At 73.9% G+C, this 13176-nt stretch carries 10 protein-coding genes; 5 read left to right on the top strand and 5 right to left on the bottom strand.

The features are described 5' to 3' along the window. The 4 genes from TR48_RS39510 to TR48_RS35560 all read right to left on the bottom strand — a co-directional run. Positions 1–1819 (bottom strand): AAA family ATPase (locus tag TR48_RS39510; RefSeq protein WP_152628362.1); only part of this gene is annotated, 1819 nt, incomplete at its 3' end. Then, complete coding sequence (locus TR48_RS35570; RefSeq protein ID WP_042374717.1) at positions 1819–2988, bottom strand: exonuclease SbcCD subunit D; 1170 nt, start codon at positions 2986–2988, stop codon at positions 1819–1821. The genes TR48_RS39510 and TR48_RS35570, both read right to left, overlap by 1 nt. Positions 2989–3105: 117 nt before the next feature. Beyond that, positions 3106–3486, bottom strand: coding sequence for a hypothetical protein (locus TR48_RS35565; RefSeq protein WP_042374716.1), 381 nt, complete (start codon positions 3484–3486; stop codon positions 3106–3108). A 158-nt stretch (positions 3487–3644) separates the two neighbouring features. Next, positions 3645–5219, bottom strand: coding sequence for an MFS transporter (locus TR48_RS35560; protein ID WP_084730036.1), 1575 nt, complete (start codon positions 5217–5219; stop codon positions 3645–3647). A 158-nt stretch (positions 5220–5377) separates the two neighbouring features. On the opposite strand from TR48_RS35560, the gene TR48_RS35555 reads away from it, so the two are divergent. Together TR48_RS35555 and TR48_RS35550 are read left to right on the top strand one after the other, a co-directional pair. Then, positions 5378–6247: an SCO6745 family protein gene (locus TR48_RS35555; protein WP_042374722.1), complete on the top strand. Its 870-nt coding sequence runs from the start codon at positions 5378–5380 to the stop codon at positions 6245–6247. Positions 6248–6460: 213 nt separating this feature from the next. Next, a complete protein-coding gene (locus TR48_RS35550) occupies positions 6461–8185 on the top strand; it encodes an enoyl-CoA hydratase-related protein (RefSeq protein ID WP_042374715.1) in 1725 nt (574 codons plus the stop codon). Positions 8186–8204: 19 nt separating this feature from the next. On the opposite strand, the gene TR48_RS35545 is transcribed toward TR48_RS35550, so the two are convergent. Beyond that, positions 8205–8957: a MerR family transcriptional regulator gene (locus TR48_RS35545; RefSeq protein ID WP_042374714.1), complete on the bottom strand. Its 753-nt coding sequence runs from the start codon at positions 8955–8957 to the stop codon at positions 8205–8207. Between the two features lie 129 nt (positions 8958–9086). Here TR48_RS35545 and TR48_RS35540 point away from each other — a divergent pair, with 129 nt between their 5' ends. From TR48_RS35540 to TR48_RS35530, 3 genes are all read left to right on the top strand, one after another. Next, a complete protein-coding gene (locus tag TR48_RS35540; protein ID WP_201777198.1) occupies positions 9087–9902 on the top strand; it encodes a DUF1345 domain-containing protein in 816 nt (271 codons plus the stop codon). Between the two features lie 173 nt (positions 9903–10075). After that, positions 10076–10855, top strand: a complete 780-nt coding sequence (locus tag TR48_RS35535; RefSeq protein ID WP_042374720.1) for an MHYT domain-containing protein — start codon at positions 10076–10078, stop codon at positions 10853–10855. Continuing rightward, positions 10852–13176: sensor histidine kinase (locus TR48_RS35530; RefSeq protein ID WP_052443316.1), on the top strand; the 2325-nt coding region annotated here is incomplete at its 3' end. The genes TR48_RS35535 and TR48_RS35530, both read left to right, overlap by 4 nt.

Genomic DNA, 13176 nt, shown 5'->3' with positions numbered 1-13176 from the left:
GGGCCCGCAGCGCGTCGCGCCGCCCCGCCGCCTCGGCACGCTCCTCGACGGCGTGCAGCCGCTCGTCGAGGCCCTGCCGCCGCCCCGCCACCTCCCGCGCCTCGTCGACGGCCTGCTGCGCACCGGCCCTGACGGCGGGCCAGCCCGCAAGCCATCCGGCCGCGTCCTCGCGCGCCTCCTCGGCCTGCGCGAATCGGCGCTCCGCACGCGCCGACTCCTCGCCCAGCGCCTCGAACCGCCGCTCCGCGTCCAGCAGCCCCCGCAACTCGCCGACAGCCCCGACCACCTCCCGCTCCGCCGCCCGGAGGGCCGCGCCCTCGCCCCCGCGCGCGGTGGTGCGCTCGGCCTCTGCGGCGCGTTCCGCCGTACTCGGGCGCGCGTCGATGGCCGGCTCGCCTGCGGCGAGGGCCGGCGCGCCCTGACCCGCCGCTTGGGTGGCGTGGTGCTCGGCTTCCGCGGTCTGGTGCGGCACGGGTGCGAGTGGTGCCGCGTGCGCGGTTGTGCCTTCGGCGTGCGCGGCGGCCTTTCCCGTAGCTGGCCGCGCGTCGACGGCCGGCTCGCCTGCGGCGAGGGCCGGCGCGCCCTGACCCGCCGCTTGGGTGGCGTGGTGCTCGGCTTCCGCGGTCTGGTGCGGCACGGGTGCGACTGGTGCCGCGTGCGGGGTTGTGTGTTCGGCGTGTGTGGCTGGCCGCTCGGCCTGGTGGGGCACGGTGGTGGGCGAGGGCGCGTGGTTCTGCGCCGCCACTGCGTGCCGTGCGTCGTCGGGGAGGGCGGCGAGGGCGCGGGACCGTTCGGTCGACGCGAGTGCGGCGTGGTGTTCCGCCTCGTCCGTCTGGCGGAGGACGGGGGCGACTGAGGCCGCCCGTTCGGCCGCGGCGAGGCGCTCCTCGCGCTCGCGCTGCTGCGGCTCCTCCGCCGCCAGCGCGCGCAGCGCGTCGACGGCCGAGCGGTGTTCCCGCTGGCGGGCGAAGAGCGCCTCGGCCTCGCGCAGGCGTGCCTGGCTCGCGGCGCGGCGCTCGCCGACGAGGCCGTAGCGCACCGAGGCCACCTCGTGCCGCAGCGCGGCCTGCTCGCGCAACGCGGCGGCCCAAGCGGAGACTCCCTCACCCGCGGCCTCGGGCTCGGGCGCCGGCAGCCCGGGGGCGCCCGCCGCCTCGTGCAGCCGCTCCACCGAGGCGGCGATGTCGGCGCGGACGGCCTGCGTCTCCTTCTCGCACTGCTGCCGGTGCTCTGCCAGCCACGCCTCGACCTCGCCGAAGCGGCGGGTGTCGAAGAGACGGCCGAGCAGCTCGCGGCGGTCCTGCGCGGACGCCTGCAGGAAGCGGGCGAAATCGCCCTGGGGGAGCAGCACGACCTGGGTGAACTGGTCGCGGCTCATGCCGATCAGATCGAGCAGCTCCTGACCGATCTCCTGGTGCGAGCCGCTGCGCGGACGCCACGCGGCGTCCTCCGCGGACCACTCGCTCAGCAGCGTCTGCGCCTTGACCGGCGTCATGCCCGCGCCGCGCTGCTTGGGACGCAGTTGCTCGGGGCTGCGCTGGATGAGCAGCCGCCGGCCGCCGAGGGTGAGCTCCAGCTCGACCCTGGTGAGCAGCGTCGGCTCGGCGTGGTCGCTGCGCAGCGCGCGCGCCGCGCGGCCGCGACTGCCGGGCACCGAGCCGTAGAGCGCGAAGCAGACCGCGTCCAGGACGCTCGTCTTGCCCGCGCCGGTGGGCCCGGTGAGCAGGAAGAGGCCGCCGGAGGCGAGGCTGTCGAAGTCGACCCGCTCCTCCCCGCCGAACGGGCCGAAGGCCGTGACGGTCAGCGTGTGCAGCCGCATCAGATCTCCCCGCCCGCCGCGCGCGCCGCCGCCTCGACGGCGGAGGCCAGCAACGTCGACTCGGCCTCCGAGGCGTCCGCGCCGCGCACGTGCCGGACGAACCCGAGCGCCACCGCTCCGTCGTCCCGCCCGCGGACCCGCGCGCCGTAGCTGCGCAGCCCGTCGTCCTCCCGGCCCTGCGGCTCGAACGCGAGCTGCAGCGTGTGCGGGAACCGCGCCCGCAGCCGCTCCATCGCCTGCGCCGGGCGGGCCGTGTCCGTGAGCGTGACGTGCAGCCAGCAGTCCTCGACCGCCGCGTGCGCGGACGCGGTCAGCAGCTCCTCCAGCTCGCCGCGCAGGCGCGCGAGACGGCGGGGCACCGGGCAGTCGATCCGCTCCGCGCTCACCTCGCCCGCCGGGCCGAGCTCGACCAGCCACATCGACTTGCGGTGGTCGGCCTCGGAGAACGAGTAGGCCAGCGGCGATCCGCTGTAGCGCACCCGCTCGTTGATCGTCTGACACCCGTGCAGATGCCCGAGGGCCGCGTAGTCCACGCCCTCGAACACCGAGGCCGGCACGCTCGGCACCCCGCCCACGGCGATGTCCCGCTCGCTGTCGCAGGCCTCGCCGCCGATGACGAAGGCGTGCGCGAGCACCACCGCGCGGACCCGCCCGCCGTCCGCACGCCGCGCGGCGAGATCGGCGCGGACGGCGTCCATGGCGGCGGAGAGGACGGCCGTGTGGCTCGCCTCCTCCGCGCCGAGCCGCTGGCGCACGAGCGCCGGCTCCAGGTACGGCAGCCCGTAGACGGCGACCGCCCCGTGCGCGTCCTCGAGTACCACCGGCGCGGCGAGCGCGCCCGCCTCGGGCGAGGTCCGCAGGTGGACCCCGGCGCGCGCGACCAGCCCCGCGCCGACCCCGAGCCGCTGCGCGCTGTCGTGGTTCCCGCTGATCAGCACGACCGGCACGCCGACCGCGGCGAGCGCGTGCAGTGCCTCGTCGAACAGCTCCACGGCCCCGAGACTGGGGACGGCTCTGTCGTACACGTCACCCGCGACCAGGACGGCGTCCACCCGCTCTGCCTCCGCGGTCCGCACCAGGTGGCGCAGGAAGGCGCGTTGGGCCGGGAGCAGGTTCTCCCGATGGAGCGAGCGGCCCAGATGCCAGTCGGAGGTGTGCAGGAAGCGCATGGCTCACGACAGTAACTGCTGCCACCGACAGCAGGACGCACGGTGTCCAGGACGGGAGCCCCGCCCGACTGCGGCGCCGCCGGGTGCGCTCCTCGGTGTGGCGCAACTCACCGCAACTCACCCGTCCCGCAGGGCCTCCACGAATCCCGCGGCGACGGCGTGCTGGAGGCGTGCGCTGCGGGCGCGGGCGATGGGGCCGGAGAGGGGCTTGGGCGGAGGGAAGTAGAGCAGCAGGTAGGCGTCCATGACGCCGAGCGTCTGGGCCAGCGCGTCGGGCTCGCCGGAGTGGCCGCGGACCAGGCCGTTGCCGATGGCGCGGGCGGGGCGCGGGTCGAATCGGTCCTGGTGCAGGGCGTCGCGCAGCTGCCCGGCCATGGGGGTGAGCAGCTCGGTGAGCTGATCACGCGTCAGATCGGTCGGCGTGGCCGGGAAGAGCGCGCGGCTCCATATTGCCGCGAAGCTTCCGACGGCGGCCGGGACGTCTGAGGTTGATGGCACGGGGGAGAGGCTACTCATCGGATGATCGTCAAGTAAGAGGCGGGGTGAAATGGCGTGAGCACATCACCGAGGATTCATCTTCTGTGCGAATGGCCCGTACGCCCCCCACCAGGAAGTTCGGGGTCGTACGGGCCATTTCGGCGAGATCCGTTCCGATCTCAGTTGCTGACGGAGGCCTTCGCCTCGACCGTGTCCGCGACGGCCTCGACGACCGCGTCGGCGACCGTGTCGGCGTCGGCGTCGGCGTCGGCGACCGTGTCCGCGGATCCGCCGGAGGCCACGGGAGCGGTGAGCGGCTTGTGCATCCGGCTCAGGCCCAGCAGGGCGACCGGGACGGTCAGCACCAGCGCGCCCATGCCGATCGCGAAGCTGAGCGTGAACTGGCTCTCCTGCGGCAGCGGCGGCAGGCCCGGCGGCAGGCCGTGGATCAGCTTGGAGGCGAGCAGCGAGGTCACGACCGCGGAGGCGATCGAGCTGCCGACCGAACGGGAGATGGAGTTGATGCCGTTCGCGATGCCGGTCTGCTCCAGCGGAACGCTGGCCGCGATCAGGGCGGGCATGGAGGCGTAGCCGAAGGCGATCGCGGTGCCGGTGAGCAGACCGGCCAGGATCACGCCGGTGCTGTTTCCGTGGGAGAAGGCCAGCCAGCCGAAACCGGCGACGCCGACCAGTGCGCCGATCGCGAGCGTGGCACGCGCGCTGATCTTGCGCACCAGAATCCCGCCGATGGGCGCCGCGATCAGTGCGATGAGCGAGCTCGGCAGCAGGTATTCCACGGAGGCGCGCAGAACGGACGCGGTGAAGCCGTAGCCGGTCAGCTGCTTCGGCATCTGCACCAGGTAGGAGATCCCGATGAACTGAGCGAACGAGGCGAAGCCGATGAACAGGCCGGCGAGGTTGGTGAAGGCGACCTGACGGTGCGTGAACATCTTCAGGTCCACCAGCGGAGAGGCGACCTTGCGCTCCACCAGGACCCAGAGCGCCGCGACGACCGCGGAGCCGGCGAAGCAGCCCAGCGTCTTGCCGGAGGTCCAGCCCCACTCGTGGCCCTGCGAGATCCCGAGCAGCAGCAGGACGAGGAAGCCCGCCATGGTCAGCGTCCCGAGGTAGTCGATCCGGCCGCCCGACGCGTGGCCGCGGTTGGGGACGAGGAGGACGACGGCGACGAGCGCGAGCAGCGAGAGGCCGGTGGAGACCCAGAAGACCGAGTGGTAGTTCGGGTTCGAGCCCTGCGTGAGCAGGCCGGTGATCACCAGCGACAGCCCGGATCCGAACGCCAGGGTGCTGCTGACCAGCGCCATCGCGCCGTGCAGCTTCTCGTGGGGGACCTGGTCACGGATGATCGAGAGCGCCAGCGGGAAGATCGCGGTCGCGGAGCCCTGCAGCACGCGGCCGACGATCAGCAGCGTGAGCGAGGTCGTGGTCGCCGCGAGCAGCGAACCGGCCACCATCACCGCGAGGACGGCGATCAGCGTGGGCTTCTTGCCGTAGAGGTCGCCGACGCGTCCGAGCAGCGGGGTGAAGACCGCCGCGGAGAGCAGGGTGGCGGTGGTCACCCAGCTCACGCCGGAGCTGCTGGCGTGCAGGTCGTGCGCGAGCAGCGACAGGATCGGGACGACCTGGGTCTGGGCCATCGAGACGACCATCGCCGCGAGGCCGAGGGCCAGGATGAGGGGCGTGCTGCCGCGCCGTGCGGTGGGCGCGGCGGCGCTCGCGGACTGGGAGGTGCTCATCGAGCTGCGGTCCTTCGGGAATGTTCGGGGTCTTCGGGTAGCGCAGGGGATACTCAAAGCGCTGGATAGTTCAGCACCTGAAGTTTCTGAATGAAACTTTAGACAAGAAAGGTTTAGGAAGTCAACCTATTTAAGTCCAGCTCCCCTACGCTGTGACGATGACGACTCGACCGTTCGACCTGCGGGCCGCGCGCGCCATGCGCGACGGCCTCGACCCCTACTACGCGGTGCTCGTCTTCAGCCCCGCCGCGGTGGGCGTCTTCGGCTCCCTCGGGCTCGACGCCTGGGGCGCGTACTTCGCCGGCCGGTCGGCACCGCTGGGCGCCGCGTCGGAGGGGCTGGTGGAGGCGGTCTTCTTCCACTTCGACCCCGACATGATCGCGTCGAACACCGCGAAGGTCCGCGCGGCCGGCTTCCCCGAGGAGATCCTCGCCGTCCGCCTGGAGGCGGCGGACGCGGCCCTGCGCGACACCCTCGGCGCCGAGGCCCTCGCGTCCGCCGAGATGGCCGAGGCGGCGGAGCTCGCCGCGGAGGCGGTCGCCGCCTGCACCTTCGCGGGTCGTCCGCTGGGCGCGGCCAACGCCGCGCTGCCCCTCCCCGAGCCCCCGCACCTCAAGCTCTGGCAGGCGGTCACCACGCTGCGCGAGTGGCGCGGCGACGGCCACAACACCGCTCTGCTGGCCTCGGGCCTCGACGCGGTCGAGGTCCTCGTCAACGCGGTCGCCGCAGGACACGAGCGACGCTCCTCCATTCAGCCGCGCCGCGGCTGGTCCGACGAGGCGTGGGAGGCGGCGGAGCGGCGCCTCCACGACCGCCACCTGCTCACCGAGGACGGCGGCCTGACGCTGCGCGGGCGTGAGGTCCGCGAGGAGATCGAGGACCTGACGGACCGTCTCTCCCTGGCCCCCTGGCGCGCCCTCGGCGAGGAGCGCACCCGCCGCCTGCACACTCTGGTCCAGCCCTGGAGCACGGCCATCGCCGAGCGCTTCCTCCGGGGCTACCGCGCGGAGCCCTTCCCGACCGCCTGAGCGGCCCGGCGGCCGGCAGAGCTGCGCGCCTCCCCGTCGCCGATCCCGTCAAGGCGCGACGAGGGGGCGTGTGGGAGCGCGGGTCCCGCACGCCGTGCGGCGAGGCATCGGGCGGTGGGGCGGATCCCGGCGTGCCGGTCGGGGGCCACGGGTAGGGACGGCGGCATACGCGGGGCCGTGCCCGTCGGTCCCCCTTCCGCCCCGGAGGGAAACGTGCGCATCCTCCTTCACGCCAGCGCCTTCAACAGCCTGACCCAGCGCCTTGCCGTCGAACTGGCGTACCAGGGCCACCAGATATCCGTCTCGCTCGACCTCGGCGGCGGTCCGAGAGGGGAGACAGAGCTGCGCGAGGCGGTCCACAGACACAGCCCCGAGCTGATCGTCGCGCCCATGCTGACCAGCCGCATCCCCGAGGACGTCTGGTCCCGGCACACCTGCCTGATCGTCCATCCCGGACCGCCCGGGGACCGGGGACCTTCCGCGCTGGACTGGGCGCTCGCCGAGGGGCGGCGCGCCTGGGGCGTGACGGTGCTGCAGGCCGTCGCCGAGATGGACGCCGGGCCGGTCTGGGCGGCGGAGCCGTTCGACATCCCCGAGCATGCGGAGGCCGGCGGGATCGCCAAGAGCGACCTCTACCGCAACGAGCTCGCCGATGCCGCGTCAGTGGCCGTGCAGCGTGCGGTGGAACGTTTCGCCTCGCGTCGGTTCGTGCCGGGGCCCGCCGCGCAGGGGGGCGCGGCCAGGCCGTACTTCCGGCAGGAGCTGCGCGCGATCGACTGGACCGGGGAGCGGACCGACGCCGTCGCCCGCAAGCTCCGCACCGCGGACTCCAGCCCCGGCGTGCTCGACACGCTCGGCGGCCGGGCCTACTACCTCTACGGCGGCCAGCCCGACGACGAACTGCGCGGTGTACCCGGCACGTTGCTGGCGACACGGGACGGCGCGGTGTGCCGGGCCACCCTCGACGGCGCGGTCTGGCTCACCGCGCTGCGGCCGCGCCGGGAGCAGGGCGGGCCCGCCACCGCGAAGGCCCCGGCGGCGACCGTGCTGGCGACGGCCGGACTGCTGCGCGGCGTCCCGGAGATCGGCGCCCCGTTGCGGCCGCACCACAAACGGCAGACCTGGGCCACGATCCAGTATGAGGAGCACGGCGCCGCGGGGCTGCTGCGCTTCTCGTTCCCCGGCGGCGCGATGAGCACCGCCGACTGCCGGCGGCTCCTCGCCGCGTACCGCTACGCGCGCAGCCGCCCGACGCGGGTGCTGGTCCTCGGCGCCCACCGGGACGTCTTCTCCCACGGGATCCACCTCGGCGCGATCGAGGCGGCCCCGGATCCCGCGCGCGAGTCGTGGGCCAACATCAACGCGATGGACGACCTGGTCGAGGCGATCCTGACGACCCGCGACAAGCTGACCGTCGCCGCGCTCGGCGGCAACGCCGCCGCGGGCGGCCTGATGCTGGCGCTCGCCGCGGACGAGGTGTGGGTCCGCGCGGGCGCGGTGCTCAACCCGCACTACCGCCTGATGGGCCTGCACGGCTCGGAGTTCTGGACGTACACCCTCCCGCGTCGCGTCGGCCAGGAGCAGGCCCGTCGGCTGACGACGGAGGCGCTGCCGATCGGTCCGGAACGCGCGCTGGACCTCGGCCTCGTCGACCGGGTCCTGGACTGCACGCCGGAGCGGCTCGCCGAGCACGTCGCGGAGCTCGCCCAAGGACTCGCGCTCGACGCGCGCCTTCCCCGCCGCATGGCGGCGAAGCGTGGCGCGCTCCGCCGCGCGGAGGGCCGCAGGCCCCTGGCCTGGTACCGCTCGGAGGAACTCGCCCTGATGCACCGCAACTTCTACGGCCCGGACGACTCCTACCACGCTCTCCGCCGCGCCTTCCTCCACAAGACCCGCCCGGACTCCACCCCCCAACGCCTCCACCGCATCCCCGCCTGAGGGCCGGGGAGGCTCCGGGCTAGTGCGGTTTGCGGGTGGTGCCGATGCGTTTCACCTCGCGTTGGACGCGGCGGTCCATGGCGAGGGCGAACTCGACGTCGACCACGGTGCGCGCCACGTCGCGCAGGCGGTTCAGGGCTTCGGCGAGGCGGGTGGACTCGCCCGGGGGGAGGGGCTCGTCGAGGTCGGGGAGGAGGTGGTCCACGATCAGTTCGACGAACTGGTCCGCCAGGGCGTCCGCGCTGGCGCGGACGCCGCGGGCGGTGGTGAGGACCGCGGCGAGCGGCACGCCCTCCCCGACCAGCGCCGCGGAGGCGTCCAACAGGCGGCGGCTGACGTGGACGAACCGGTCGCCCTCGTTCCGCAGGTAGCCGAGCTCCAGCGACGCGGCCAGCGACTCGGCGTCCACCTGGCCGGGAAACGCCTCGGCCAGCTGCTCGACGGTGACCTCGGTCTCCGTCTCCTGGGACCAGGGCGCGCCGATCGCGGCCTCCAGGCCCAGCAGTTCGGCGACGTCCTGGCCCGACTCCCAGGCGGTGAGCAGCTCCGCGATGCCGCCCAGGGTGTGGCCGCGTTCCAGCAGGTCGGCGATGACGCGCAGGCGTGCGAGATGCTCCTCGCTGTACCAGGCGATCCGGCCCTCCCGGCGCGGCGGCGGCAGCAGCCGCCGCTCCCGGTAGAAGCGCAGGGTGCGCACCGGGATGCCGGCCGCGCGGGCCAGCTCCTCGGTGCGGTACTCGCGGTCGCCCGCCGCCTCGCTGCTCTCGTTCACGGGTCGAGCGTATCGACCGCGGGTACGGGCCGAAGGGGCCCGCCCGGGCAGGTCGCGCTGCGCGCACGATCCGTTCCGGGGCGACGCCCCCTGACCTGGCTCATACTGACGCCCGGCACAATGTGCGCCGTGAACGCCCAGGAGAACGTCAACCACGCCGAGCCCGACCTTGTCGACGGCCCCGAACCCGTCGACGCGGAAGCCGTGGACACCGCCGAAGCCGCCGAAGCCGCGGAAACCCCATCCGTGGCGGCAGCCCTCGCTGTCGCGGAAGAGGAGTCGCTGCTCCCTGCGTGGCTCCGGCGGACCGAGGGCGAGCAGCGCTGGTCCGTGACGGCCGCGCTGCTCGTCGCCATCGCCATCCAGTGGTTCCTGCCCGAGCGCCTCAGCATCCACCCGCGGTGGCTGATGCCCGCGCTGGAGCTGCTGCTGATGGCGGCGCTGCTCGTGGTCAACCCGCACCGTCACATCGCCAAGTCCGGAAACCGGGTCCGGGTGCTGGGCCTGCTGCTGGCCGCCGCGATCAGCCTCGCCAACGGCTGGTCCGCGGTGCTGCTGGTGCGCGACCTCCTCCACGGCTCGCAGGGGATCAGCCCCGTCCAGCTGCTGCTCACCGGCGGCGGGATCTGGATCACCAACATCATCGCCTTCAGCCTCTGGTACTGGGAGTGGGACCGCGGCGGTCCGATCGCCCGCGCCGCAGGCGTCCACAAGCACCCGGACTTCCTCTTCCCGCAGATGCAGCAGGAGGGGATCGCCCGCCCCGACTGGGAGCCGTACTACATCGACTACCTCTACGTGGCCTTCACCAACGCCACGTCCTTCAGCCCCACCGACACCATGCCGCTGTCGCGCTGGGCGAAGATGCTGATGCTCTCCCAGTCGACCATCTCGCTGCTGACCCTCGCGCTCGTCATCGCCCGCGCCGTGGGTGTGCTCCAGTGATCACGGGTGATCTCGCGAGTGATCACGCCAGGCATATGCCTCATTAGTTCAGCACACCTCGTTCCCCGATGCGGCACTTTTGCGGGAGTCCGCGTAATCGGGTGAATCCGCTCAGTAGCGTCCCTCTCCGTTCTGCCAGATCCTGACGACGGAGGGGCTGCCGCATGGGCGCCATGGGGAGCATGACCGAGCTGGGGTACGGCTGGCTGACGCCGATCCTTTCCTATCTGATGGCCGTCCTCGGCTCGGCCCTGGGGCTGCGCTGCATGGTGCGTGCGGTCGGCTCGACCGGCCGCGCGAAACGCAACTGGCTGGTCACGGGCGCCTCCGCGATCGGCTCCGGAATCTGGACCATGCACTTCGTGGCGATGCTCGGCTTCACCGTCACCGGGACCGAGATCCGCTACAACGTGCCGCTGACGGTGCTCAGCCTCGTCGGCGCGATGGTGTTCGTCGGGCTCGGCGCCTTCGCCGTCGGCTACGGCCGGCACAAGTACCGCTCCCTGCTACTGGGCGGCACGACGACCGGGCTCGGCGTCGCGGCCATGCACTACATCGGCATGCTGGCGCTCGACCTGCACGGCCGGATCAGTTACGAGCCGTTCGCGGTCGTGCTCTCGGTGGTCATCGCCATCGGCGCGTCCACCGCCGCGCTCTGGGCGGGGCTCAACATCTCCGGCCCGGTCGCGGCCGCCGGCGCCTCGCTGGTGATGGGCATCGCCGTCAGCTCCATGCACTACACCGGCATGGAGGCGGTGTCGGTCCAGGTGCGGCCCGCAGACACGCCGCTGCACGGCGCGACCCTGATGCAGTTCATCTTCCCGCTCGCGGTCGGCCTCGGTTCCTACCTCTTCCTCACCTCCGCGTTCGTCGCGCTCTCACCCACCGCGCAGCAACGCGCCGCCAGCGTCAGCGCCGAGGGCCTGCGCCACGCCCCGGCGGTGCCGCGGTGACGGCCCCCACCTCGACCCCGGGATCCGCGGCCACCACCTCCGCCACCGGCACCACCACTGCCGGGGTCGCGCCGCGTCCGCGTCCGGCCCACGCCGGGCCGCCCGCCGACGAGGGACGGCCGATCGCCTACCGCCCCCACCCGCTGACGCTGCGCCTGCGGCTGCGCCCGCGCACCGTGCGCGCCCGCATCGTCTCGCTGCTGATGGTCCCGGTTGTCTCGCTGCTCGCCCTGTGGGGCTTCGCCACCGTCACCACCGCCCAGCAGATCGACTCCCTGGTGCGCCTGAAGCACGTCGACGAGACGCTGCTGCAACCCCTGGACACCGCCCTCTCGGCGGTCCAGGCCGAACGCACCGCGGCCCTCGCCTACCTGGCCGCGCCCGGCCAGGTCCGGATGGCCGACTACGACGGCAGGGCCAAGGCCACCGACGCCGCCGTGGCCGCCCTGGGCCAGGACGTCCAGCGCGGCGAACCCGACGCCGCCGGTCTGGCGGCCACGCTGCCCGGCCGCATCGAGACGCTGAACGCCGCCACCGCCTCGCTGCGCGGGCTCCGCTCCCGCATCGAGGGACGGCAGGTGGACTGGCCCGGCGCGGCGACCGCCTACGCGGGCGTCGTGGACAGCGGCCTCGGCGTCGTCGGTTCGCTGACGGCCGTGCAGAACAGCGCCGCCGCCTCCGACGCGCGGGTGCTGCTGGAACTCTCCCAGGCTCGCGAGATGCTGGCCCGCGAGGACGCCGCCGTGCAGGCCGGACAAGCCGCGGGGCGGATGACCCCGGAGCAGTACCAGGAGTTCACCGGCGCACGTTACGCCCGCCTCGCCCTCGTCGCCTCCGCCGCACCGGACCTGCAGCCCGCGGACCTCGCCGCCTACCGGCAGGTGACGGACGACCAGCAGACCCAGACCCTGCTCCGGCTGGAGGACGCGATCCACGCCTCCGGCGGCGGCGTCCGAGCCGTGGGCGCCGCCGGCGCCGACTGGGCGCCGACGGCGGCCGCCGTGCAGCATGGGCTGGATTCCGTGCTGTCGGCCGCCGGTACCGAGGCGGGGGCCAATTCCGACCCGTACAGCCTCGGGGTGTTGAGCACGAGCGGCGCCGCCGTCCTCTTCGGCCTCGCCGCCGTCGTCCTGTCGCTGCTGATCTCCGTGCGGATCGGCCGCGGGCTCGTCGTCGAGCTGGTGGAACTGCGCAACTCCGCGCTGGAGCTGGCCGGTCGGCGGCTGCCCGCCGCGATGCGGCGGCTGCGGGCGGGGGAGGAGATCGACATCGAGGCCGAGGCGCCCGTCGTCGAGGCCGGGGACGACGAGCTCGGCCAGGTGGGCGAGGCCCTCAACACCGTGCAGCGTGCGGCGCTCACCGCCGCCGTCGAGCGCGCCGAGGTGCTCTCCGGCGTCTCCGGCGTCTTCGTCAACCTGGCCAGGCGCAGCCAGGTGCTGGTGCACCGGCAGCTGACGCTGCTGGACGCGATGGAGCGCCGCACCGAGGACCCGTCCGAGCTGGAGGACCTGTTCCGGCTCGACCACCTCACCACCCGGATGCGCCGCCACGCCGAGGGCCTGATCATCCTCTCCGGTGCCGCGCCCGGCCGTGCCTGGCGCAAGCCGGTGCCGCTGCTGGACGTGGTCCGCTCGGCGGTCGCCGAGGTCGAGGACTACTCCCGCGTCGACGTCCGGCGCCTCCCCGGCGTCGCCGTGGTGGGCGCGGCCGTCGCCGACCTCACCCACCTGCTCGCCGAACTCGTCGAGAACGCCACGGCGTTCTCGCCTCCGCACACCAAGGTGCTGGTCGCCGGCGAACAGGTCGGCGCGGGCTACGCGGTGGAGATCGAGGACCGCGGGCTCGGCATGGGCAAGGAGGCCATCGCCGAGGCCAACCGCCGCATCGCCGACGCGCAGCAGGCGGACCTGTTCGACAGCGACCGGCTCGGTCTCTTCGTGGTCAGCCGCCTCGCCCGCCGTCACGGTGTCCGCGTCTCGCTCCGGCCCTCCGCGTACGGCGGCACCACCGCCGTGGTCCTGCTGCCGAGCGCGCTGCTGGAGACCGGCCGCCAGCGTCGCCCGGCACCGCTCGACGCGGAGATGGATCTGTCGGCCGTCCACCCGTCGGTCGCGCCCGCCCCCTACCCGGGCGCGCTCCCCGGGCAGGCCGAGCACCCGGCTCCGGTGCCGGACACGGAGCCGAGCGGCCCGCTGCCCTTCGGCCGCCCCGGCGAGCCAGGGACGGAGGGCACCCCCGGCGGTGCCGCCGCGGCCGCCGCCGCGGCCGCCGCCGCGCACCACCGCACCCGGGCTGCGGTCCTCGGCGCGTCCGCCGAAGGG

The sequence above is a fragment of the Streptacidiphilus neutrinimicus genome, assembly GCF_000787815.1.
In the GTDB taxonomy this organism is placed as follows: Bacteria; Actinomycetota; Actinomycetes; order Streptomycetales; family Streptomycetaceae; genus Streptacidiphilus; species Streptacidiphilus neutrinimicus.
This window is presented reverse-complemented; position numbering and strand designations above follow the sequence as displayed.